The organism is Escherichia sp. E2586 (genome assembly GCF_005781105.1).
Classification (GTDB): Bacteria; Pseudomonadota; Gammaproteobacteria; order Enterobacterales; family Enterobacteriaceae; genus Escherichia.
In genome coordinates this window covers 220,048-242,861 of sequence record NZ_VATN01000009.1, presented here as the reverse complement: position 1 = coordinate 242,861, position 22,814 = coordinate 220,048, and the positions used below count along the sequence as shown (strand labels likewise).

General features: G+C 50.7%; 23 protein-coding genes. 10 read left to right on the top strand and 13 right to left on the bottom strand.

Annotation, left to right across the window (positions count from 1 at the left end; genetic code table 11):
- Window positions 1-60: 60 nt before the first annotated feature.
- From FEK50_RS11070 to dmlR, 4 genes are all read right to left on the bottom strand, one after another.
- A complete protein-coding gene (locus FEK50_RS11070; protein ID WP_064529220.1) occupies window positions 61-243 on the bottom strand; it encodes a DUF1869 domain-containing protein in 183 nt (60 codons plus the stop codon).
- Window positions 244-246: 3 nt separating this feature from the next.
- Complete coding sequence (yeaR, locus tag FEK50_RS11065; RefSeq protein ID WP_240725503.1) at window positions 247-597, bottom strand: DUF1971 domain-containing protein YeaR; 351 nt, start codon at window positions 595-597, stop codon at window positions 247-249.
- A 181-nt stretch (window positions 598-778) separates the two neighbouring features.
- Entirely contained in the window at window positions 779-1,417 is a 639-nt protein-coding gene (leuE, locus tag FEK50_RS11060; RefSeq protein ID WP_130208404.1) for a leucine efflux protein LeuE, read from the bottom strand.
- A gap of 126 nt (window positions 1,418-1,543) precedes the next feature.
- Entirely contained in the window at window positions 1,544-2,467 is a 924-nt protein-coding gene (gene dmlR / locus FEK50_RS11055) for a DNA-binding transcriptional regulator DmlR (protein ID WP_130208406.1), read from the bottom strand.
- Window positions 2,468-2,569: 102 nt separating this feature from the next.
- On the opposite strand from dmlR, the gene dmlA reads away from it, so the two are divergent.
- The 4 genes from dmlA (at window position 2,570) to yeaX (ending at window position 7,693) form a co-directional block, all read left to right on the top strand.
- Window positions 2,570-3,655, top strand: a complete 1,086-nt coding sequence (dmlA, locus tag FEK50_RS11050; RefSeq protein WP_131161143.1) for a multifunctional D-malate/3-isopropylmalate/tartarate dehydrogenase — start codon at window positions 2,570-2,572, stop codon at window positions 3,653-3,655.
- 250 nt (window positions 3,656-3,905) lie between these two features.
- Window positions 3,906-5,516: a BCCT family transporter YeaV gene (gene yeaV / locus FEK50_RS11045; RefSeq protein WP_130259886.1), complete on the top strand. Its 1,611-nt coding sequence runs from the start codon at window positions 3,906-3,908 to the stop codon at window positions 5,514-5,516.
- Between the two features lie 31 nt (window positions 5,517-5,547).
- Window positions 5,548-6,672: a carnitine monooxygenase, oxygenase subunit YeaW gene (yeaW, locus tag FEK50_RS11040; RefSeq protein ID WP_130208412.1), complete on the top strand. Its 1,125-nt coding sequence runs from the start codon at window positions 5,548-5,550 to the stop codon at window positions 6,670-6,672.
- 55 nt (window positions 6,673-6,727) lie between these two features.
- Window positions 6,728-7,693, top strand: a complete 966-nt coding sequence (yeaX, locus tag FEK50_RS11035; protein WP_131161142.1) for a carnitine monooxygenase reductase subunit YeaX — start codon at window positions 6,728-6,730, stop codon at window positions 7,691-7,693.
- Between the two features lie 41 nt (window positions 7,694-7,734).
- Here the strand turns inward: yeaX and rnd are convergent, their stop codons facing one another.
- The 5 genes from rnd to FEK50_RS11010 all read right to left on the bottom strand — a co-directional run bounded on the left by rnd (window position 7,735) and on the right by FEK50_RS11010 (window position 14,105).
- A complete protein-coding gene (gene rnd, locus FEK50_RS11030) occupies window positions 7,735-8,850 on the bottom strand; it encodes a ribonuclease D (protein ID WP_131161141.1) in 1,116 nt (371 codons plus the stop codon).
- 81 nt (window positions 8,851-8,931) lie between these two features.
- Complete coding sequence (fadD, locus tag FEK50_RS11025) at window positions 8,932-10,617, bottom strand: long-chain-fatty-acid--CoA ligase FadD (protein WP_130259889.1); 1,686 nt, start codon at window positions 10,615-10,617, stop codon at window positions 8,932-8,934.
- 204 nt (window positions 10,618-10,821) lie between these two features.
- Window positions 10,822-11,403, bottom strand: a complete 582-nt coding sequence (gene yeaY / locus FEK50_RS11020; protein WP_130218769.1) for a Slp family lipoprotein YeaY — start codon at window positions 11,401-11,403, stop codon at window positions 10,822-10,824.
- A 38-nt stretch (window positions 11,404-11,441) separates the two neighbouring features.
- On the bottom strand, window positions 11,442-12,137 hold the full coding sequence (tsaB, locus tag FEK50_RS11015; RefSeq protein ID WP_130259890.1) for a tRNA (adenosine(37)-N6)-threonylcarbamoyltransferase complex dimerization subunit type 1 TsaB: 696 nt from the start codon (window positions 12,135-12,137) through the stop codon (window positions 11,442-11,444).
- Between the two features lie 57 nt (window positions 12,138-12,194).
- Complete coding sequence (locus FEK50_RS11010) at window positions 12,195-14,105, bottom strand: ATP-dependent DNA helicase (protein WP_130208424.1); 1,911 nt, start codon at window positions 14,103-14,105, stop codon at window positions 12,195-12,197.
- Between the two features lie 131 nt (window positions 14,106-14,236).
- On the opposite strand from FEK50_RS11010, the gene FEK50_RS11005 reads away from it, so the two are divergent.
- Complete coding sequence (locus tag FEK50_RS11005; protein ID WP_010376144.1) at window positions 14,237-14,581, top strand: RidA family protein; 345 nt, start codon at window positions 14,237-14,239, stop codon at window positions 14,579-14,581.
- 433 nt (window positions 14,582-15,014) lie between these two features.
- The gene (locus FEK50_RS11000; protein WP_130208426.1) at window positions 15,015-15,314 is read left to right on the top strand and encodes a DUF1889 family protein; all 300 of its coding nucleotides are present in this window, start codon (window positions 15,015-15,017) and stop codon (window positions 15,312-15,314) included.
- Between the two features lie 124 nt (window positions 15,315-15,438).
- On the opposite strand, the gene FEK50_RS10995 is transcribed toward FEK50_RS11000, so the two are convergent.
- Both FEK50_RS10995 and FEK50_RS10990 read right to left on the bottom strand, forming a co-directional pair.
- Window positions 15,439-15,591 carry a hypothetical protein gene (locus FEK50_RS10995; protein ID WP_240731140.1) on the bottom strand — a complete coding sequence of 51 codons (153 nt, stop codon included), beginning with the start codon at window positions 15,589-15,591 and terminating at the stop codon, window positions 15,439-15,441.
- A gap of 6 nt (window positions 15,592-15,597) precedes the next feature.
- Entirely contained in the window at window positions 15,598-15,777 is a 180-nt protein-coding gene (locus tag FEK50_RS10990; protein ID WP_000457334.1) for a YoaH family protein, read from the bottom strand.
- A gap of 73 nt (window positions 15,778-15,850) precedes the next feature.
- Here FEK50_RS10990 and pabB point away from each other — a divergent pair, with 73 nt between their 5' ends.
- From pabB to FEK50_RS10970, 4 genes are all read left to right on the top strand, one after another.
- Window positions 15,851-17,212 (top strand): aminodeoxychorismate synthase component 1, encoded by a 1,362-nt coding sequence (gene pabB, locus FEK50_RS10985; protein WP_131161140.1) that lies wholly within the window; start codon window positions 15,851-15,853, stop codon window positions 17,210-17,212.
- Between the two features lie 3 nt (window positions 17,213-17,215).
- Window positions 17,216-17,794 (top strand): CoA pyrophosphatase, encoded by a 579-nt coding sequence (locus FEK50_RS10980; RefSeq protein ID WP_131161139.1) that lies wholly within the window; start codon window positions 17,216-17,218, stop codon window positions 17,792-17,794.
- Between the two features lie 183 nt (window positions 17,795-17,977).
- The gene (gene sdaA, locus FEK50_RS10975) at window positions 17,978-19,342 is read left to right on the top strand and encodes an L-serine ammonia-lyase (protein WP_130208430.1); all 1,365 of its coding nucleotides are present in this window, start codon (window positions 17,978-17,980) and stop codon (window positions 19,340-19,342) included.
- Between the two features lie 130 nt (window positions 19,343-19,472).
- Complete coding sequence (locus FEK50_RS10970) at window positions 19,473-21,071, top strand: cyclic diguanylate phosphodiesterase (RefSeq protein WP_131161138.1); 1,599 nt, start codon at window positions 19,473-19,475, stop codon at window positions 21,069-21,071.
- Window positions 21,072-21,074: 3 nt separating this feature from the next.
- Here the strand turns inward: FEK50_RS10970 and yoaE are convergent, their stop codons facing one another.
- Window positions 21,075-22,631 carry a CNNM family cation transport protein YoaE gene (gene yoaE / locus FEK50_RS10965; protein WP_131161137.1) on the bottom strand — a complete coding sequence of 519 codons (1,557 nt, stop codon included), beginning with the start codon at window positions 22,629-22,631 and terminating at the stop codon, window positions 21,075-21,077.
- Window positions 22,619-22,777, bottom strand: a complete 159-nt coding sequence (locus tag FEK50_RS24730) for a hypothetical protein (protein ID WP_276320326.1) — start codon at window positions 22,775-22,777, stop codon at window positions 22,619-22,621. Before FEK50_RS24730 ends, yoaE begins: the two co-directional genes overlap by 13 nt.
- Window positions 22,778-22,814: the final 37 nt, after the last annotated feature.

Genomic DNA, 22,814 nt, shown 5'->3' with positions numbered 1-22,814 from the left:
CATCACGCATATTTTTTTTGCGATGGCGCATAAAATAGCGAATTTTTCTATCAGGTAAAATTACCAGCCACAAACATCATGTTCGTTTTCTGTGTCATAAGAGCGCACCGTGTTAACAAGATCTTTTAACACTTCCGCCGCAACTTCTGGCACCAGCAATGTCATCGGTGTCTCTGTTTCGTAATCAACAGAGACACCATTACTGTTATTGGTGACGGTTACGGTATACGTTGCTTTGCCCATAATTCATCTCCCGGTATGAATGACTTTCCGTTGTTTTGCGCCTTCCATCAGGACTTCAGGGGCAACGAAGAAGTCGATGTTGAAATAAGTATCGTCAGTCATGGCTTCAATGTTGTGCCATTTTTCCGGCGGGAACACCGCAAATTGCCCCGCTTCGATAAGGATCACCTGATCAGGTTCTGTGCTGTGTTCATCAGCATAGCCGAGATATTTGACCGCCCCATGCATAACGGACAATCGAGGGTAAACCCCGGGACGAGTTCCTTTATCAAGATGACGTTCGAATATTCCGGCAGGTGCGGTTTGTTTATTCCAGAAAGGTGTTGAGCGTGTATGAATGTAATTCTGTGGGATTTGTAGCATCCTTCTCCCTCCTTCGGTAAATGCGCTGAAAACCGTTTATTCCAGCCGTTTCAGGGTACGCCTGATAATTTGCATTTTAAATACCATTTATTGGTTACTTTTTAGCACTGAGTCAACGTCCAGGCGCGGTAGCGTTCAGGAGGGAAGCCCGCGGCATCGCGGGCAGAAAGCATTAAGATTGCAGCGTCGCTAGTCGAGCGGCAAAACCGACAAACATCAAACCAATCAGAGAGTTGCCTAGTTTTGCCAGTTTCTTTTTAGTGCGAATGTACTGCGTGACAAAGGCGCCGGAAATAATCAGGAAGCTCAAATAACAGAAGCTGACTATCTCAAGTGTCATCGCCAGAATAAAGAACGAAATACCCGTATGTGGCGCATTAACGTCGATAAATTGCACGAAAAATGACACGTAGAATAAAATAGCTTTCGGGTTGGTCAGGCTCAATATTAGTGCGCGCTTGAAAATAGCGCCATATTGCGGTTCATCCGATTTGGCCTCGCTATTGTTGCCCTTCAGGGTGGCGTAAAGAATTTTACCCCCAAGATAGAGCAAATAAAACGCGCCAAGATAACGTACGATGTTGAATAATATCGGTGTGGTCTTAATCAACGTTGCCACACCTGCCCACGCCAGAAACATTAATACCGCATCACCAATAAATACGCCGCAGGCTGCAAGATAACCACCTTTCACTCCACTGCTGACGCTATTTTTAAGCACAAACAAAGTATTCGGCCCAGGCACCAGCACGATAAAAATGGCCCCAACCAGATAGGTCCAGTAATTCAGAACCCCATATTCAGCGAACACGTTAACCTCTTTAATTTTCTTTGGGAAATGCGCGATTAAAGGTGAATATGCTAACCAATCTGTAGTGGCTTAGAAAGGAGAAAATCAGGTTTTAACCTGATAATAACCCGATAATTGAATCATTAATCAGGCGTGATCCAGTGAAAAACTCGGGTAGTGTTCGGCAAAATACTGGCGTAAAAACTCTACCGTTATCCGCACCTTCGCTGATGTTGCCAGCCTGGATACATACACCGCCCAGACATTCGCGGGCTGATAATACTCCGGTAGTACCTGCACCAAATGACCACTGGCAATATTTTCGCTGACATCCCACCAGGATCGCAGCGCAATCCCCTGACCATCGAGACACCATTGATGCACTATTTCACCATGATTAGACGATAGCGGGCCGGTGACTTTAATGGCGTGGTTTCCTTCTTTATTGCGCAATTGCCAGACGCCAAATGGATGATCGCGCTCTTTTATAACCAGACAAGGTAACGCTGAAAGGTCCGTGAAATGTTTCGGCGCACCATGTTGTGCAATAAATTCCGGCGATGCGCAGAGGATACGGTAATTGGTCGCCAGTTTGCGGGCGATTAAGTTAGGTGCAATGTCATCACCAATACGAATATCGAGATCGACGCCTTCATTAACCAGGTCGACCAGTCTGTCTTCCACGTCAAAGCGTAATTCCAGTTGCGGATAAGCCTTTGCCAGCGCCGATAATGCCGGAGCTACAACTCGCCGTCCAAACCCAAAACTACTGATAACACGCAACATCCCTTGTGGCACGAGGCGCACGTCGGAGAGTTCATCCATCATCTGCCCGACATCCTGCAATATGCGCTGCGCCCACTCATAAATCCGCTCACCTTCTTCGGTGATCGTCACGCGACGAGTGGTGCGGTGTAATAACACCACGTTCAGCGTTTGTTCCAGTAAGGCGATACGCTTGCTAACGAAAGCCGGAGAAACACCCATTTCTTCTGCTACAGCAGCAAAACCAGCCCGGCGAGCCACCAGCATAAAGACGCGCAAATCGTTCAGCAGCGGTAAATTATTCATGATTCGTGTTTTATGTTTCACCAGTTGCGGGGATTAATTCCTTTTCAGTCAATTATAGGATGAGGGTATTGTCAATTTTGATGGTCAGGAAGTGAGAACCCAATGATGAAAACGTTTCGGATCGCTGCAATACCCGGGGATGGAATCGGCAAAGAAGTCCTTCCTGAAGGGATTCGTGTGTTACAGGCTGCCGCTGAACGCTGGGGCTTTGCCTTAAGCTTTGAGCAGATGGAATGGGCAAGTTGCGAATATTACAGCCATCACGGCAAAATGATGCCGGACGACTGGCATGAACAACTCAGCAGTTTCGACGCTATCTACTTTGGTGCCGTCGGCTGGCCGGATACCGTTCCGGACCATATTTCGTTATGGGGATCGCTGCTGAAATTTCGCCGTGAATTTGACCAATACGTTAACCTGCGTCCGGTCCGCCTCTTTCCAGGCGTACCTTGCCCACTGGCGGGGAAACAGCCTGGCGATATCGATTTTTACGTAGTGCGCGAGAACACGGAAGGCGAATACTCGTCTCTGGGTGGACGGCTAAACGAAGGAACGGAGCATGAGGTTGTCATCCAGGAATCGGTATTTACCCGCCGTGGCGTCGACCGTATTTTGCGTTATGCCTTTGAACTTGCACAAAGCCGCCCACGTAAGACGCTAACTTCTGCCACTAAATCGAACGGTTTAGCCATCAGCATGCCGTACTGGGACGAACGCGTGGAAGCAATGGCAGAAAATTACCCGGCGATCCGCTGGGACAAGCAGCATATTGATATTCTCTGCGCGCGCTTTGTGATGCAACCAGAACGTTTTGACGTGGTGGTGGCATCCAATTTGTTTGGCGATATTCTTTCCGATCTTGGCCCGGCCTGCACCGGCACCATCGGCATTGCCCCATCCGCCAACCTGAATCCGGAACGTACTTTCCCGTCGCTCTTCGAGCCTGTCCACGGTTCCGCGCCGGATATCTACGGGAAAAATATTGCTAACCCTATCGCCACGATTTGGGCCGGTGCAATGATGCTCGATTTCCTCGGCAATGGCGATGAGCGTTTCCAGCAAGCGCATAACGCTATTCTGGCAGCGATTGAAGAAGTGATTGCTCACGGGCCGAAAACACCCGATATGAAAGGCAATGCCACCACGCCACAGGTTGCCGACGCGATTTGCAAAATTATTTTGCGTTAAGGTCAAACCAGTTTATTTGAACCGCGTCACTGACGCGGTTTTTTTATTCATTCTCTTCAGTAAATAACCTGCGTCATTTCACCTTTTATTGTTTCCGTTTCGTGTTTTATGGCTTTCCGTATTCTTAATTGTTTAATTTATGTAGCATGTAAATAATCAATTTGTTAAACACAACATGCAATTCATTACCCTGCACATAATTACAACTGGCAAAAGCCAGAGACGGGCTTTTATGCCCAGGAGATGACTCATGATGAGCAATGTTAAGAAAAAAGATGTGCCGCTGATAAGCATCAGCCTGGTGGCCATTCTTTTCATCGCAGCTGCATTAAGCCTTTTCCCACAACAATCGGCCGACGCGGCCAACGCAATATTCACTTTTGTCACGCGTACGTTAGGTTCCGCCGTACAGGTATTGGTTTTGCTGGCAATGGGACTGGTGATTTATTTAGCCACCAGTAAATACGGCAATATTCGTCTTGGCGAAGGAAAACCGGAATACAGCACGCTCTCCTGGCTGTTTATGTTTATTTGTGCCGGTTTAGGTTCTTCTACGCTTTATTGGGGGGTTGCTGAGTGGGCCTATTATTATCAAACGCCTGGTTTAAATATCGCGCCGCGTTCACAACAGGCACTCGAATTTAGCGTTCCCTACTCCTTCTTCCATTGGGGCATCAGCGCCTGGGCAACTTATACGCTGGCCTCATTAATCATGGCTTACCACTTTCATGTGCGGAAAAATAAAGGGCTGAGCCTTTCCGGCATTATTGCTGCTATTACCGGCGTTCGCCCGCAAGGTCCGTGGGGAAAACTGGTCGATTTGATGTTCCTGATCGCCACTGTCGGCGCACTGACCATTTCCCTGGTCGTCACCGCCGCAACCTTTACCCGTGGGCTTTCCGCGCTGACCGGTTTACCGGATAACTTCACCGTGCAGGCATTTGTGATCCTGCTTTCCGGCGGCATTTTTTGCCTTAGCTCGTGGATTGGTATCAACAACGGTTTGCAACGTCTGAGCAAAATGGTTGGCTGGGGCGCCTTCCTGCTGCCATTGCTGGTTCTGATTGTCGGCCCAACCGAATTTATTACCAACAGCATCATCAATGCCATCGGCCTGACCACGCAAAACTTCCTGCAAATGAGCTTATTTACCGATCCGCTTGGCGATGGTTCATTTACCCGCAACTGGACCGTTTTCTACTGGCTGTGGTGGATCTCATACACCCCTGGCGTAGCAATGTTTGTCACTCGCGTTTCCCGCGGTCGTAAGATTAAAGAAGTTATCTGGGGACTGATCCTCGGCAGCACCGTCGGTTGCTGGTTCTTCTTCGGTGTAATGGAAAGCTATGCCATTCATCAGTTTATCAATGGCGTAATCAACGTCCCACAGGTGCTGGAAACACTGGGCGGTGAAACTGCCGTTCAACAAGTTCTGATGTCGTTGCCAGCCGGTAAATTGTTCCTCGCCGCATACCTGGGCGTGATGATTATTTTCCTTGCCTCGCATATGGATGCGGTGGCCTACACCATGGCGGCGACCAGTACGCGAAATCTCCAGGAAGGTGACGATCCTGACCGTGGGCTGCGTCTTTTCTGGTGCGTGGTGATCACACTGATCCCGCTTTCAATTCTGTTCACCGGCGCGTCGCTGGAAACAATGAAAACCACCGTCGTGCTCACAGCCCTTCCCTTCCTCGTCATTTTACTGGTGAAAGTCGGCGGATTTCTTCGCTGGCTGAAACAGGATTACGCCGACATTCCGGCTCATCAAGTTGAACATTATCTCCCGCAGACACCGGTAGAAGCATCGGAAAAAGATCCGCTGATCCCGGCAGGAACGGTATTCAAAGGCGACAACTGAACGCCATCATCCTAACGATAAAGGTATCCCTATGAGCAATCTGAGCCCTGACTTTGTACTACCCGAAAATTTTTGCGCTAACCCGCAGGAGGCGTGGACCATTCCTGCCCGTTTTTATACCGATCAGAGCGCCTTTGAACACGAAAAAGAAAACGTCTTCGCCAAAAGCTGGATTTGCGTCGCTCACAGTAGCGAACTGGCGAATGCGAATGATTACGTGACGCGTGAGATCATTGGCGAAAGCATTGTTCTGGTACGCGGTCGTGATAAGGTTTTGCGCGCGTTCTATAACGTGTGTCCGCACCGTGGTCATCAGTTGTTGAGCGGTGAAGGAAAAGCAAAAAATGTGATTACCTGTCCGTATCACGCATGGGCATTCAAACTCGATGGCAACCTGGCCCACGCACGTAACTGTGAAAACGTCGCTAATTTCGACAGCGACAAAGCGCAACTGGTCCCGGTGCGTCTGGAAGAATATGCCGGATTCGTCTTCATCAACATGGACCCCAACGCCACCAGCGTAGAAGATCAGTTACCCGGTCTGGGCGCGAAAGTGCTGGAAGCCTGCCCGGAAGTCCACGACCTGAAACTGGCGGCCCGCTTTACCACCCGCACGCCTGCCAACTGGAAGAACATTGTCGATAACTATCTCGAGTGCTATCACTGTGGTCCGGCGCATCCAGGTTTCTCCGACTCCGTTCAGGTTGATCGTTACTGGCACACCATGCACGGCAACTGGACACTGCAATACGGTTTCGCCAAACCGTCAGAACAGTCGTTTAAATTTGAAGAGGGTACGGATGCGGCATTCCACGGTTTCTGGCTGTGGCCGTGCACTATGCTGAACGTCACACCGATCAAAGGGATGATGACGGTCATTTATGAATTCCCGGTGGATTCTGAAACCACCCTGCAAAACTACGATATTTACTTCACCAATGAAGAGTTAACCGACGAGCAAAAATCGCTGATTGAGTGGTATCGCGATGTGTTCCGTCCGGAGGATTTACGTCTGGTTGAAAGCGTACAGAAAGGGCTGAAATCGCGTGGCTATCGTGGTCAGGGGCGCATCATGGCCGACAGTAGCGGTAGCGGGATTTCCGAACACGGTATCGCCCATTTCCATAATCTGCTGGCGCAGGTATTTAAGGACTAATGACATCGGCGGCGGTCTATTCCGCCGCCGGGCTGATTTTTGATGGAGTACAGCAATGTCAGACTATCAAATGTTTGAAGTACAGGTGAGTCAGGTAGAACCGCTTACCGAGCAGGTGAAACGCTTCACGCTGGTGACAACCGATGGCAAACCATTACCTGCGTTCACCGGAGGAAGTCACGTCATTGTGCAGATGAGCGATGGTGATAACCAGTACAGCAATGCGTATTCGCTGCTGAGTTCGCCGCTCGATACAACACATTATCAGATTGCCGTTCGACTGGAAGAAAACTCGCGCGGTGGTTCGCGCTTTTTGCATCAGCAGGTGAAAGCTGGCGATCAGTTGACCATTTCGACGCCTAATAATCTGTTTGCGCTAATTCCCTCGGCCAGAAAGCATCTGTTTATCGCGGGCGGTATTGGTATCACCCCTTTCCTGTCGCATATGGCAGAGTTGCAACACAGCGACGTCGACTGGCAGCTACATTACTGCTCGCGAAATCCAGAAAGTTGCGCATTTCGTGATGAGCTAGTCCAGCATCCGCAGACTGATAAAATCCATTTTCATCACTCATCGATCGGAACGCGACTTGAATTAGCGCGATTATTGGCGGATATCGAACCTGGCACACACGTTTATACCTGTGGCCCCGAGGCGCTAAATGAAGCGGTAAGAAGTGAAGCTGCACGTCTGGACATCGCCGCCGATACGCTGCATTTTGAGCAGTTTGCTATTGAAGACAAAACCGGCGATGCGTTTACACTAGTGCTCGCCCGTTCCGGTAAAGAGTTTGTGGTGCCGGAAGAGATGAGCATTTTGCAGGTTATTGAAAATAATAAAGCGGCAAAAGTGGAATGTTTATGTCGTGAAGGGGTATGCGGGACCTGCGAAACGGCGATTCTGGAAGGTGAAGCTGACCATCGGGACCAGTATTTTAGCGATGAAGAACGCGCCAGCCAGCAAAGTATGTTGATCTGTTGTTCACGCGCGAAGGGTAAACGCCTGGTGTTGGATTTGTAGTTTGCCTGAAGCCGGACGCACCTGTCCGGCTCAGGGAGGTTTTATTGCGGATATTCCTGCAATAAATTGTGTAATGCTTCCGCCATCAGCTCACCGCGCCAGCCGGAAATCAGCTCCGGCAAATTGTTCTGCGGTTTCAGTTTCCAGTGCCAATTCAGCAGTTGGTTGATTTGCCGACGCGATGCCAGCAATTCGACGCTGATCTTGTGTGTTTCGCTCACGTCAGTGATCAGCGACTTAATCGCTTTAAACGCTTTGCGATAACCGGGCATATCCATCAGGTTAAGCATCGGCTGCGGTAAGGCCTCTTCCGGCAATGCCTGCGCTTTTTCCACCAGCGCCAACAGCGTTTTACCGTGAAAGCGGATTTCGCTACCGGATAAACCCAGACTGCCCAGCTCGCCCAAACTCCCCGGCATATAACGCGCCACCGACCACAAATGCTCTTCACGCACGACAAAGTTAACCGCCAGATCGCGCTCCCGCGCTTTACGCAGGCGCCAGTCGGCTAACAGTTGCAGACAGGCCAGTTGGCGTGTGCGTAACTGCCAGGCATTGGTGATATCACGCCAGGCATCTTCCGGCGCAACGACTTCCTGACGACGCATTTGCATCAGGCGGCATTCATCCAGTGCCGCAGGTAACCAGCCAGAGGCTTCCGTTTCTACCATTAGCTTTGCGGTGATCGGTAACAAATACCAGACGTCCGCTGCCGCGTATTCGCATTGACGTTCGGTTAGCGGTCTTGCCAACCAGTCGGTGCGCGATTCACTCTTGTCGAGCGTAACGCCGGTGTACTCTTCCACCATGGAAGCAAATCCCCACGACATCGGGCGTCCGCAGAAAGCAGCGAGGATTTGCGTGTCAATTAGGGGTTGTGGTAATTCGCCAAAGACATTGAGGAACACTTCCAGATCCTCACTGCCCGCATGGAGAAATTTGGTAATGGACGGATCACGCAGGATCGCTTTCAGCGGTGACCAGTCGGTGATCCCGAGCGGATCGATTAGCGCCAGATGCTCGCCATCGAAAAGTTGAATCAACCCCAGCTGCGGGTAATAAGTGCGCGTACGAACAAATTCAGTATCCAGGGCTATCGCCGGAAAGGCACGGACGGCTTCACACAAAGAAGCCAGCGCATCGTCCGTGGTAATCATTTGGTAATTCAAATTGTATTCTCTTTAGTGGGCGTCAAAAAAAACGCCGGATTAACCGGCGTCTGACGACTGACTTAACGCTCAGGCTTTATTGTCCACTTTGCCGCGCGCTTCGTCACGTAATTCTCGTCGCAAAATTTTTCCGACGTTAGATTTCGGTAACTCATCACGAAACTCCACCAGCTTCGGTACTTTGTAGCCCGTGAGCTGACGGCGACAAAAGGTCACCAGTGACTCTTCGGTAAGCGATGGATCTTTTTTCACTACGAAGATTTTCACCGCTTCACCACTGGAGCCGGAAGGTACGCCAACCGCCGCGACTTCCTGTACGCCAGGATGCTGCATGACGACATCTTCAATCTCGTTGGGATAAACGTTAAAACCGGAAACCAGAATCATGTCTTTTTTGCGATCGACAATACGCAGGAATCCTTCTTCATCCATCACCGCGATGTCGCCAGTGTGTAACCAGCCATTTTTGATGATCTCATCGGTAGCATCCGGACGCTGCCAGTACCCCAGCATCACCTGCGGTCCTTTGACACAAAGCTCACCCGGTTGACCCGGTGGTACTTCGTTGTCGTCGTCATCCACCAGTTTGGCTTCCGTCGACGGTACCGGCAAACCGATGCTACCGCTATGATAATCAATATCATACGGGTTAACGCTGACCAGCGGCGCGCACTCGGTCAGGCCATAACCTTCCAGCAGATACTGTCCGGTCAGTTTCACCCAGCGTTCTGCCACCACTTGTTGAACAGGCATCCCACCGCCTGCGGAAAGGTGCAGACTGGAGAAATCCAGTTGCTGGAACTCTTTATTGTTCAGCAACGCATTGAACAAGGTGTTTACGCCGGTGATAGCGGTAAACGGATATTTCGCCAGCTCTTTCACCAGCCCCGGAATATCACGTGGGTTAGTAATAAGCAGGTTCTGCCCGCCCAGTTCAATAAACAGCAGACAGTTAATGGTCAGTGCAAAAATGTGATAGAGCGGCAGTGCCGTTACTACCAGTTCTTTACCTGGATGCAGCAACGGCCCATAGGTGGCGTTGACCTGTTCCAGGTTCGCCAGCATATTGCGGTGAGTCAGCATCGCGCCTTTCGCCACGCCTGTGGTGCCGCCGGTATATTGCAGGAAAGCTAAATCTTCCGGCACCAGTTCGGGTTTGACGTACTGCATCCGGTAGCCGTTATGCAGGGCGCTACGAAATGAAATGGCATCTGGCAGATGGTATTTCGGCACCAGACGCTTGATGTATTTAACAACGAAATTGACTACCGTGCCTTTTGCCGTAGAAAGTTGATCGCCCATACGGGTCAGAATAACGTGCTGGACTGCAGTTTTATCAACCACTTTTTCCAGGGTGTGAGCGAAGTTAGACACGATAACAATCGCCGATGCGCCGCTGTCATTGAGCTGATGCTCAAGCTCGCGCGGGGTATACAACGGGTTGACGTTTACGACAATCATCCCGGCGCGCAAAATGCCGAACAGCGCCACTGGATATTGCAATAAGTTAGGCATCATCAGCGCAACGCGATCGCCTTTCTTCAGCCCCAACCCTTGTTGCAAATAAGCGGCAAACGCGCGACTGCGTTCTTCCAGCTTGCGGAAGGTCATTACCTCCCCCATATTCATAAACGCGGGCTGATCGGCGTAGCGCGTGACCGACTGCTCAAACATATCTACCAGAGATTGATAACGGTCAGGGTTGATCTCCGTCGGAACGTCCGCGGGATAACGGTTAAGCCAAACCTTCTTCAATTCTTCACCTCTAAAATGCGTGTTCGTCGTCATCGCAACCCCAAGTGATAAACATGTTGTTAACATAATATTAACTCATCTTACCAGCTTGATAATTACCCAACGAAAAGGTTGCGAAGCGCGTCACTATTTATTTTTATCTTTACCGTAAGAATGCAGAAACAGCGGACCAGCCGCTGTTTCTTTTTCTTTAAAAACAAGCAATTATTCAGTTACAACTGTTTGTACTCTCGCGGGGCCGGGATTATACCAGCCCCATCCGCCGTAGCCATAGGGCCAGCCTCGCCCACCATAAAACCAGGGATCAATCGGCTGTGGCGGCATAATCACCTGCTGGGTTAAATGCCAACGTTTGTAACCCGTTGCCTGCATTACCATAAATTTATATGGCGTGTTGCCGATTTTTCCGTCAACCGTACCGGTGATTGGCCCGACAACTGTCACCAGCTGGCCTCGGAAATCGACCGGATCAAGAAAACCATTCACATCGGCATAAATGCGCCCACGCGACGGTTCTCCCAGCGTCGGTCTTGCTCCGCTATCGAGTGGTACAGTGGCAATCTCCAGGCGGGTTTTCCCTTGCTGGTTTTGCACCGCAACCACTTTACCGCCAAATCGCGCTTCCTGACCAACGTACAGCTGCGGCGCATTCATCACCCGAACTAAATCTTGTTGCGGCGTTGGGCTACTGCCTTTAATGGCGTCCGGCACAGTGACACAACCGCTCAGTATTAGCGCAAACGTACCTGCCAGTATGCCTTTGATAACATTGTTTTGAACCGCCATGATGCGACTCCTTTTTTCTCAGGGCATACTCTTAAGATTCATTCTTTGCCCGGAAGTTTCTTCCATGCGACGTTGTTACGCAAATAAACCGGCTCGGCATGTTCCACCGCCACCGTTTTACCCTCGACAAACATCTGACAGGCAATCGGCAGCATATCTTCTGCAGCGGGCAGTAATACTTCTCCGTCGCGTAAAACCAGACCGCTTTCTTTACCGAGATCCGGCCAGGCTTGCCAGCCTGTACCCACGGTCGCCCATTCACCGGAAAGCTGTTGCATCCGTTCATGAACGAGTTCTGGTTTGAGTACGGCTTCGGTTTCTTCACCGTGCCAGACACCGTTTTCATCACGCTGATATTCGGCCCAGTAAACTTCGCCCATTCGCGCGTCAATGGCTGCCAGCACGCGGGTTGCGCCGTTTTTGCGCCACGCCCCTTGCGCCATCGTCATTAGCGTGGAGACGCCAATCATCGGTAGCTCCGCACCAAGTGCCAGTCCTTGCGCGATGCCAATACCGATGCGTACGCCGGTGAAACTACCGGGGCCGCGCCCGTAAGCCAGAGCGTTAATGTCAGTCAGGGAGGTTCCGCTGGCGGTCAGGATATCCTGCACCATCGGTAAGATTCGTTGAGTATGTTCACGTGGGCAAAGCTCGAAATGAGCATTGACAGTACCGTCGTTCCACAGGGCGACAGAGCAGGCCTCTGTCGCGGTATCGATAGCCAGAATTCGCATGGGTCTTCGTGCTTAGATCAATAAAAAGGCGCGCATCATACCATACTCCATCACAAATTACCTGGAGGATGGTATCGCAAGGAAACGAACCGCACGGGCAATATCACGGGTACGCGGCGCGGGCGGCAGGCTGGCAAGGAAAGTAGCGCCATAAGGGCGCATCACCAACCGATTGTCGCAAATCACCAGCACGCCGCGATCGTCGGCGTCGCGAATCAGTCGCCCTACTCCCTGTTTGAGAGTAATGACGGCATCTGGTAGTTGCACTTCATCGAACGGGTCACCACCACGCAAACGGCAATCTTCCATGCGCGCTTTTAACAGTGGGTCATCCGGCGAGGTAAATGGCAATTTGTCGATAATCACCAATGACAATGTATCGCCACGCACGTCCACCCCTTCCCAGAAGCTGCTGGTTGCCACAAGAAGCGCGTTACCGGCACTGACAAATTGCTGCAACAATTGCCCTTTGCTGGTTTCCCCCTGCAACAATACGGGAAGCGTCATGGTGGCGCGGAACTGCTCAGCCAGATCGCGCATCATGGCGTGCGAGGTGCAAAGCATAAAACAACGACCGTTGTTGGCTTCGATGATCGGTCGCAACATTGCTGCCAGTTGCCGTGCGGAACCTGGTTGATTGGTTTGCGGCAGGTTGCGCGGCACACAGAGTAACGCCTGGCGGCTGTAATCAAAGGGGCTGGGTAACAGCAACGACTCGGCCTGTTCGATGCCGAGCCGCGAGGTGAAATGATGCAGATCGTCATTCACCGACAACGTTGCCGAGGTAAAGATCCAGCTTCCGGGCTTTTGCGCCATTAGCTCTTTAAATTTATCCGCCACGCTGAGCGGCGTGAGCGCCAAAGTAAAATGGCGCGAAGTGCATTCGTACCAGTAGCTGTAGCCTGGTTGGTTGATCTCTTTCAACCGCTTCAGACGTGTACGATATAACGTGGCGCGTTCAAATGCCGCATCCAGCAAGGCGGAACGCCCCAAAGACAGTTTCGCCACGTCGTAACAGAGTTCAAGGGTGTCATCGAGCAGTAAAAACGCCCGCTGAATTTGTGGGTTGGCTAACAGTTCGCGCAGATTACCGCGATAACCTGGCTCGCCGAGTTGCAGACGAAAATCCTGCGCGCTCTGGGCAAGACGGTCGGCGCATTTTTGTAACTGTTGAGTGTCTTTTAATTCGGTGCGATAGGCGATGGTGATGTCTTTTGCCAGATCGAGCAGTTGTCGGCTGGAGAGCGACTGTCCAAAGTACTGGCTGGCAATGTCCGGCAGCTGGTGGGCTTCGTCGAAGATCATCACGTCTGCTTCCGGGATCAACTCGCCAAATCCACTTTCTTTAACCACCATATCCGCCAGAAACAGATGATGGTTCACCACAACCACATCAGCATCCATCGCTTTTTTACGCGCTTTGACCACAAAGCAATCTTTATACATCGGGCAGTCGCTGCCAAGACAGTTGTCGTTGGTGCTGGTGACCAGCGGCCACGCCTGCGAGTCTTCCGCCACGCTAACGCAGGTGCTGATATCGCCATCTACCGTCTGATTTGACCATGAACGCAGGAGGATCACATCGCTTAAGGTTTGTACTGGCAAATCTCCGCCCGCCAGTGCCTGCTGTTCCAGTCGTTCGAGGCAGAGGTAGTTTGAGCGCCCTTTCAGCAACGCCACGTTGCCAGTGTATTTCAGCGCCTTTGCCACCGTCGGCAAATCGCGGCTGTAGAGCTGATCCTGCAACGCTTTTGAGCCAGTTGAGATTATGACTTTCTTTTTCGCCCGCAGTGCAGGAGCAAGGTAGGCATAGGTTTTACCCGTACCGGTTCCCGCTTCCACCACCAGCGGCTGGCTTTTTTCTATCGCCTGGGTCACAGCGACTGCCATCTGTCGCTGTGGTTCACGCGGCTTAAAACCAGGTATCGCTTTCGCCAGTTGACCGTCTGGTGCAAAATCGTCCGTCACACTACCCCCTGTTGATTTGAACAGGGATTATGTCAGGCCAGGCTGGTTTTCGCCAGTTGAAGTGGTGACGGCAACCTCACATTGTGGCAGTCTTTGCAGCACAAAAATGGAAAGTTAATGAGGACATAATGATGACTATCGTTCGTATCGACGCTGAAGCCCGCTGGTCTGATGTGGTGATCCACAACAACACGCTCTACTACACTGGCGTACCAGAAAACCTCGATGCCGATGCTTTTGAACAAACCGCCAACACGCTGGCGCAAATTGACGCCGTGCTGGAAAAACAGGGCAGCAATAAATCGAGCATTCTGGATGCCACCATTTTCCTTGCCGATAAAAACGACTTTGCGGCAATGAATAAAGCATGGGATGCCTGGGTTGTAGCGGGTCACGCGCCGGTGCGCTGCACGGTGCAGGCGGGGCTGATGAATCCGCAGTACAAGGTTGAAATTAAGATTATCGCTGCGGTTTAATTCCTGAAAAAGAATTCTATCAAAGTAAAAATCAGACGATAATTGTTCGAAAATACTGGTCGGTTATAAACAAATCGGCCAGTGTTTAAGAGGATACTTTAGATAAATAATGAAATCCGTCAGGTAACTTATTTTTATGATTTCAACTGCATCTATACAAAAATGATATTAATCTCCCAAATTAAACCATTCTGTTAACTCCCCGAGCCGTTTACTCTGACTTTTCTGCCCTTAACAATCTGGCTGGAGCGCGGCGATTTACCGTTAATTTTTTGCCATATCACTAGAAAACCCGCCATGACCTGCTACCTTTAAAATACCTGAATGTCAACAGGTTAACTAATGAGATATCGTTATAATCCCTTTGATATTAGATGCAATTTAAGGTCATATATAGCCTTATCGAAAACGTGGTTAATTTAAGGACAAGAATATGCCTGCTGCAATAGATAAAGCCCTGGATTTCATTAGTGCCATGGATGTATCAGCATCAACACCAAGCTCGATGAATGAAAGTACGGCGAAAGGAATATTTAAATATTTGCATGACCTGGGAGTCCCCGCGAGTACCGCCGATATTACTGCGCGAGCTGAACAGGAAGGCTGGAATCCTGGATTCACGGAAAAAATGGTGGGATGGGCAAAAAAGATGGATTCTGGCGAACGCGTGGTGATTAAAAACCCTGAATACTTCTCGTCTTATATGCAGGAAGAACTTAAAGCCCTTGTGTGAGTTAAAACTCCAGCTTTAAAAATCAATCCGGACGCTTTCATTGACCTCAGAAAAGCGTCCTTTTTTCTCGTCATCATAAACACAGCCAAAATTAATCAACAGATATGGCCCCGTGATTTTTGTTTCAACACAGCGGACCATTGTCATAACGCGCGCCGTCCAGGCACATACCGTCAAAAATGGCACGATGTAAGTTCATGCCGGAAAAATCCCAGCCGATGAGGCTATCCGTATCAAGATACAGGACGTCATCCGTGACGAAATCGATACGGATCATTTTGTGTTACTCGTCTTCATCCTCAAAACGCGCCACAATCCGCTCACCGGAATGGTTGGCACGCAACTCTTCTGCCACCAGCGCGATGGCCTGACCACTGCTCATCCCCTGTGCCATCAGTTCCTGAATACGCTCAACGGCTTTTTGCTGCTGTTCATGGGTGAGTGAAGGTAAACCTGCAAACATTGTTAACTCCTGCTAAATTGTTGGCGCTAATTATTTCATGCTACCCGGCACATAGCCAGTAGAGTCAGGACTGATGAAGACGTTATCTCCCGCTGTGATTACTTTACCCTGGCGTCAGGACGCCGCTGAATTTTATTTTGCCCGCTTAAGCCACCTGCCGTGGGCGATGTTGTTGCACTCCGGCTACGCCGACCATCCGCATAGTCGCTTTGATATTGTGGTGGCTGACCCCGTTTGCACTTTAACCACTCACGATAATGAAACCCGGGTATGTGAAGGAGAAATCCGCACAACGACCACTGACGATCCGCTCAAAGCGCTCCAGCAGGCACTGAACCGAGCAAACATTCACCCGTCGCATAATGGTGATTTGCCATTTCAGGGCGGCGCGCTTGGACTGTTTGGCTACGATCTGGGCCGCCGTTTTGAGTCACTGCCGGAAGTGGCGCTGAGAGATATCGACCTGCCTGATATGGCGGTTGGTATCTACGACTGGGCGCTGATCGTCGATCACCAGCGCCAGCGTATTTCGCTACTCAGCCATCGTGATATCAATGCTCGTCTGGCGTGGCTGGACAGCCAGCAAATAGCACCACAGCAAGATTTCCAGTTAACATCTGCCTGGCAATCCAATATGAACCGCGAGCAGTATGGCGAGAAATTTCGCCAGGTACAGGAATATCTGCACAGCGGCGATTGCTATCAGGTGAATCTCGCCCAGCGTTTTCACGCGACCTATTCTGGCGATGAATGGCAGGCGTTCGTTCAGCTTAATCAGGCCAACCGCGCACCGTTCAGTGCCTTCCTGCGTCTGGAACAAGGTGTGATTTTAAGCCTTTCACCAGAACGGTTTATTCTTTGTGATGGTGGTGAGATCCAGACCCGCCCGATTAAAGGCACGCTCCCACGCTTGTCCGATCCTCAGGAAGATAGCAAACAAGCTGAAAAACTGGCGAACTCACCGAAAGATCGCGCCGAAAACCTGATGATTGTCGATTTAATGCGCAATGACATCGGTCGCGTTGCTGTACCAGGCTCAGTAAAAGTGCCTGAACTGTTTGTAGTAGAACCCTTCCCTGCCGTGCATCATCTGGTCAGCACCATAACGGCGCGACTACCAGAACAGTTACACGCCAGCGATCTGCTGCGCGCGGCTTTTCCTGGTGGTTCAATAACTGGCGCGCCGAAAGTGCGGGCAATGGAAATTATTGATGAACTGGAACCGCAGCGACGCAATGCCTGGTGCGGCAGCATTGGCTATTTAAGTTTCTGCGGCAATATGGATACCAGCATCACCATCCGCACGCTAACGGCGGTTAACGGGCAGATTTACTGTTCCGCTGGTGGCGGCATCGTTGCTGATAGCCAGGAAGAAGCGGAATATCAGGAAACTTTTGATAAAGTTAATCGTATCCTGAAGCAACTGGAGAAGTAAGACGTGGAATACCGTGGCCTGACGCTTGATGATTTTTTATCGCGATTTCAACTATTGCGTCCGCAAATTAACCGGGAAACCTTAAATCATCGTCAGGCTGCCGTGTTAATCCCCATCGTCCGCCGACCGCAACCGGGCTTGATGCTGACTCAGCGTTCCATTCATCTGCGCAAACATGCTGGACAAGTCGCATTCCCTGGAGGTGCAGTCGATGACACGGACGCGTCAGTTATCGCCGCTGCGCTGCGTGAAGCCGAAGAAGAGGTCGCCATACCGCCTTCAGCCGTTGAGGTTATCGGCGTGTTACCCCCTGTCGATAGCGTAACGGGCTACCAGGTCACTCCCGTGGTCGGCATTATCCCGCCTGATTTACCGTATCGCGCCAGTGAAGATGAAGTCTCCGCAGTATTTGAAATGCCGCTCGCCCAGGCGTTACATTTGGGCCGTTATCATCCTTTGGATATCTACCGCCGTGGCGATTCGCATCGGGTATGGCTTTCCTGGTACGAACAGTATTTTGTATGGGGAATGACCGCAGGCATAATTCGTGAACTGGCGCTGCAAATTGGTGTGAAACCCTGACTATACTTATCTTTACATCTACAAAACACTACTTGAGACAATCATCGCAATATTAGTTAAATCGCGGTTTTTGATTAGTTTAATTCATGTGAATAGTTAAGCCTGTCGCCGCGTTCCCTCTTACACTATGCGCTGTTATTCGTTCGTTACTGGAAGTCCAGTCACCTTGTCAGGAGTATTATCGTGATTAGTCTATTCGACATGTTTAAGGTGGGGATTGGTCCCTCATCTTCCCATACTGTAGGGCCTATGAAGGCGGGTAAACAGTTCGTCGATGATCTGGTCGAAAAAGGCTTACTGGATAGCGTTACCCGCGTTGCCGTGGACGTTTATGGTTCACTGTCGCTGACGGGTAAAGGCCACCACACCGATATCGCCATTATTATGGGTCTTGCAGGTAACGAACCTGCCACCGTGGATATCGACAGTATTCCCGGTTTTATTCGCGACGTAGAAGAGCGCGAACGTCTGCTGCTGGCACAGGGACGGCATGAAGTGGATTTCCCACGCGATAACGGGATGCGTTTTCATAACGGTAACCTGCCGCTGCATGAAAACGGCATGCAAATCCACGCCTATAACGGCGATACAGTTGTTTACAGCAAAACTTATTATTCCATCGGCGGCGGTTTTATCGTCGATGAAGAACATTTTGGTCACGATGCTGCCAACGAAGTGAGCGTGCCGTATCCGTTTAAATCCGCCACCGAGCTGCTGGCATACTGTAATGAAACCGGTTATTCCCTTTCCGGTCTGGCAATGCAGAACGAACTGGCGCTGCACAGTAAGAAAGAGATCGACGAGTATTTCGCTCATGTCTGGCAAACCATGCAGGCATGTATCGATCGCGGCATGAACACCGAAGGCGTATTGCCTGGCCCGCTGCGTGTTCCGCGCCGTGCGTCTGCCCTGCGCCGTATGCTGGTTTCCAGCGATAAACTGTCTAACGATCCGATGAATGTCATCGACTGGGTAAACATGTTTGCGCTGGCAGTTAACGAAGAAAACGCAGCGGGGGGGCGTGTGGTAACTGCACCGACTAACGGTGCTTGCGGCATCGTTCCGGCAGTGCTGGCATACTATGACCACTTTATTGAATCGGTCAGCCCTGATATTTATACCCGCTACTTTATGGCGGCCGGAGCGATTGGCGCACTGTACAAAATGAACGCGTCTATTTCCGGTGCGGAAGTCGGTTGCCAGGGCGAAGTGGGCGTTGCCTGTTCAATGGCTGCGGCGGGTCTTGCAGAACTGTTGGGCGGTAGCCCTGAACAGGTTTGCGTGGCGGCGGAAATTGGCATGGAACACAATCTTGGTCTGACTTGCGACCCGGTTGCGGGTCAGGTTCAGGTTCCGTGCATTGAACGTAACGCTATTGCATCAGTGAAGGCGATTAACGCCGCGCGGATGGCTCTGCGTCGTACTAGTGCACCACGCGTCTCACTGGATAAAGTCATCGAAACGATGTACGAAACAGGAAAGGATATGAACGCTAAATATCGCGAAACCTCACGCGGTGGTCTGGCGATTAAAGTCCAGTGTGACTAATACTTTATCCTCGCCCATCTGCAACGGATGGGCGAATTTATCCTCGCTTTCTCGTCTGCTGTAATTTTCCCCACTACACTTCCACTGTTGCGTCAGGCGTTTGTCGCCATACGCTTACCGGGTGGCCCGCATGCAAAAAGCACAACGGATCATTAAAACCTATCGCCGTAATCGAATGATTGTTTGTACGATTTGCGCACTCTTTACGTTTGTGGCAACACTGAGCGTGCGATTTATTTCACAGCGGAACTTAAATCAGCAGCGGGTAGTGCTCTTTGCCAATCACGCCGTTGAGGAATTAGACAAAGTCCTGCTTCCACTTCAGGCGGGTAACAACGTACTGCTTCCCCTGATTGGACTCCCCTGCTCAGTCGCCCATCTCCCCTTACGCAAACAGGCGGCAAAACTGCAAACTGTACGGTCAATTGGCCTGGTGCAAGACGGCACGCTTTATTGTTCCAGCATTTTTGGTTATCGCAATGTTCCTGCTGAAGATATCCAGGCTGATTTACCCGCGCCGCAGCCCCTTTTACGCTTAACTACCGACCGCGTATTAATTAAAGACAGCCCGGTATTGATTCAGTGGACACCTTTACCGGGCAATGGTCGAGATGGCGTGATGGAGATGATCAACATCGACCTGTTGATGGCAATGTTGCTGGAGCCGCAATTACCGCAAATAAGAACGGCCAGCCTGACGGTAGCCGATCGCCATTTACTCTATGATGATGGTCTGGTTGATTCTTTACCTCCGCTTAATGGCAATGAACGTTACCAGGTTTCATCGCAGAATTTTCCTTTTATCATCAGCGTTAGTGGACCTGGTTCGACAGCGCTGGCGTTGCAATATCTTCCCAGCCAGTTTCCACTAGCGGTACTGTTGAGTTTACTGGTGGGGTACATCGCATGGTTGGCCACGGCCCATAGAATGAGCTTTTCACGCGAGATAAATCTCGGGCTGGCGCAGCGCGAATTTGAGTTATTTTGTCAGCCCCTGCTCAATGCACGCTCGCAGCAATGTATTGGTGTAGAGATATTGCTGCGCTGGAATAATCCGCGTCAGGGATGGATCTCGCCGGATGTTTTTATCCCCATTGCGGAAGAACATCACCTTATAGTGCCGCTTACCCGTTATGTGATGATGGAAACCATCCGTCAACTCCACGTTTTTCCAATGAGCAGCCAGTTCCACATCGGCATTAACGTCGCCCCCAGCCATTTTCGCCGTGGCGTATTGTTAAAAGATCTCAATCGTTACTGGTTTAGTGCTAACCCGATTCAGCCACTAATCCTCGAAATTACCGAGCGCGATGCCTTACTGGATGTTGATTATCGGATTGCCCGCGAACTGCATCGTAAAAACGTCAAACTGGCGATTGATGACTTCGGCACCGGCAACAGTTCGTTTTCCTGGCTGGAAACGTTACGTCCTGACGTGCTGAAAATTGATAAGTCATTTACCGCAGCTATCGGTTCTGACGCGGTTAACTCAACGGTGACCGATATCATCATCGCGTTGGGGCAAAGACTGAATATTGAACTGGTGGCAGAAGGTGTGGAAACGCAAGAACAAGCGAAGTATTTGCGCCGTCATGGCGTGCATATTTTACAAGGGTATTTGTACGCGCAGCCCATGCCGCTGCGTGATTTCCCGAAATGGCTGGCGGGCAGCCAACCGCCGCCCACCCGGCATAATGGGCGCATCACACCCATTATACCGTTACGTTAACGCTTACTCGTCTTCATCGTGCGCCGGTTGCTCTTTAACAATGCGAACCAGATCAACACGATAATCATTGGCTTCTACGATGGTGATATGCAGCGGTCCAACATCGATCACGTCGCCTGCGCGAGGAATGTGACCATTTGCCGAAATTACCAGACCTGCAACCGTCGCAATATCATCATCATCGGTAAGGTGCTCAACATCAAGCGCCTGCTGTAAGGCATGTAAGTCTGTACCACCTTTTACCAGCCAACCGTCGCCATCGATAACAATTTCCGGCGTTTCATCTGCATCAGGGAACTCACCAGCAATGGCTTCCAGTACATCCAGCGGCGTAACCAGACCTTGCACCACACCAAACTCGTTGGTGACGATAACAAAACTACCGCGAGCACGACGCAACACGCCCAGTAGGTTGATCGGGTCGAGGGTTTCCGGAACGATTATCGCCGGAGAAGCAGAAGCAATTGCCGTCACGTCGACACCGACTTCCAGTGCCACCAGCAGTTCTTTGGCACGCACGATACCGATGATTTCATCCAGCTCACCACGACACACCGGAAACAGGCTGTGCGGTGAAGAGAGCAGTTGCTGGCGGATTTCATCAACGCCAAGGTTAGCATCTACCCAACTGATCTCACCGCGTGGCGTCATAATGCCGCGCAGAGAGCGTGACGCCAAAGTCAGTACGCCGTTAATCATATAACGCTCTTCTTCGGCAAAGGCACCTTCTGGAACCGGAATTGGCACCGGGTTATCAGCATCGTGTTGAATATTTGCCTGACGTTTACCCCCCATCAAACGCAGAATGGCATCGGCGGTACGCGCACGCAGCGGTAAAGTCGACTGATGGCGAATAAAGTTACGCCGCGCAATCTGGTTAAACACTTCGATGATGATCGAGAAACCAATTGCTGCATACAGGTAGCCTTTTGGAATATGGAAACCAAAACCTTCAGCTACGAGACTCAGACCAATCATCAACAGGAAGCTCAAACAGAGCACTACAACTGTTGGATGCTGGTTAACGAATCGCGTCAGCGGTTTCGATGCCAGCAACATAACTGCCATCGCAATCACTACCGCAGCCATCATTACCGGTAGATGGTTGACCATCCCTACGGCAGTAATCACTGCATCCAGCGAGAAGACAGCGTCAAGGATGACAATCTGTGTGACGACCACCCAGAAACTGGCATAACCTTTACCGTGACCAGAGTCATGATCGCGGTTTTCCAGCCGCTCATGCAACTCGGTTGTCGCTTTGAACAGCAAGAATATCCCCCCGAACAGCATAATCAGATCGCGCCCGGAGAAAGAAAAATCCATTACGGTAAATAGTGGTTTGGTCAGCGTGACCATCCATGAAATCAGCGATAACAGCCCCAGGCGCATAATCAACGCCAGTGACAGCCCCAACAAACGCGCTTTATCACGTTGTTTCGGCGGCAGTTTATCGGCAAGGATGGCGATAAAAACCAGGTTATCGATACCCAGCACGATTTCAAGGACGACAAGCGTGAGCAGCCCCGCCCAAATCGAGGGGTCCATTAAGAATTCCATGACAAGCTCCTGCTTAAGGAATAGCTAATCGGCGCCAGAAATAATGCAGGCGAAACGAGAAAATACAAACAAAAGGTACGGCAAAAAATGCCAGGAAGGCAGGCGCTATATGGCCTGATGCTGAAGTGACGTCGGTGACGATCCATACTGCGGGCTGCAGCCCTATACTCCTTGGTTGTTAAA

Excerpts from the sequence above, each read along its gene's own strand:
- dmlR (WP_130208406.1), bottom strand. The coding sequence starts at position 2,467 with ATGAATAATTTACCGCTGCTGAACGATTTGCGCGTCTTTATGCTGGTG.
- FEK50_RS10990 (WP_000457334.1), bottom strand. The coding sequence starts at position 15,777 with ATGTTTGCAGGTTTACCTTCACTCACCCATGAACAGCAGCAAAAAGCC.
- yeaX (WP_131161142.1), top strand. The coding sequence starts at position 6,728 with ATGTCAGACTATCAAATGTTTGAAGTACAGGTGAGTCAGGTAGAACCG.
- FEK50_RS10970 (WP_131161138.1), top strand. The coding sequence starts at position 19,473 with ATGCAAAAAGCACAACGGATCATTAAAACCTATCGCCGTAATCGAATG.
- pabB (WP_131161140.1), top strand. The coding sequence starts at position 15,851 with ATGAAGACGTTATCTCCCGCTGTGATTACTTTACCCTGGCGTCAGGAC.
- FEK50_RS11070 (WP_064529220.1), bottom strand. The coding sequence starts at position 243 with ATGGGCAAAGCAACGTATACCGTAACCGTCACCAATAACAGTAATGGT.
- yeaW (WP_130208412.1), top strand. The coding sequence starts at position 5,548 with ATGAGCAATCTGAGCCCTGACTTTGTACTACCCGAAAATTTTTGCGCT.
- FEK50_RS24730 (WP_276320326.1), bottom strand. The coding sequence starts at position 22,777 with ATGGATCGTCACCGACGTCACTTCAGCATCAGGCCATATAGCGCCTGC.
- FEK50_RS10995 (WP_240731140.1), bottom strand. The coding sequence starts at position 15,591 with ATGATCCGTATCGATTTCGTCACGGATGACGTCCTGTATCTTGATACG.
- FEK50_RS11000 (WP_130208426.1), top strand. The coding sequence starts at position 15,015 with ATGCCTGCTGCAATAGATAAAGCCCTGGATTTCATTAGTGCCATGGAT.
- tsaB (WP_130259890.1), bottom strand. The coding sequence starts at position 12,137 with ATGCGAATTCTGGCTATCGATACCGCGACAGAGGCCTGCTCTGTCGCC.
- dmlA (WP_131161143.1), top strand. The coding sequence starts at position 2,570 with ATGATGAAAACGTTTCGGATCGCTGCAATACCCGGGGATGGAATCGGC.
- FEK50_RS11005 (WP_010376144.1), top strand. The coding sequence starts at position 14,237 with ATGACTATCGTTCGTATCGACGCTGAAGCCCGCTGGTCTGATGTGGTG.
- yoaE (WP_131161137.1), bottom strand. The coding sequence starts at position 22,631 with ATGGAATTCTTAATGGACCCCTCGATTTGGGCGGGGCTGCTCACGCTT.
- yeaV (WP_130259886.1), top strand. The coding sequence starts at position 3,906 with ATGATGAGCAATGTTAAGAAAAAAGATGTGCCGCTGATAAGCATCAGC.
- yeaY (WP_130218769.1), bottom strand. The coding sequence starts at position 11,403 with ATGGCGGTTCAAAACAATGTTATCAAAGGCATACTGGCAGGTACGTTT.
- rnd (WP_131161141.1), bottom strand. The coding sequence starts at position 8,850 with ATGATTACCACGGACGATGCGCTGGCTTCTTTGTGTGAAGCCGTCCGT.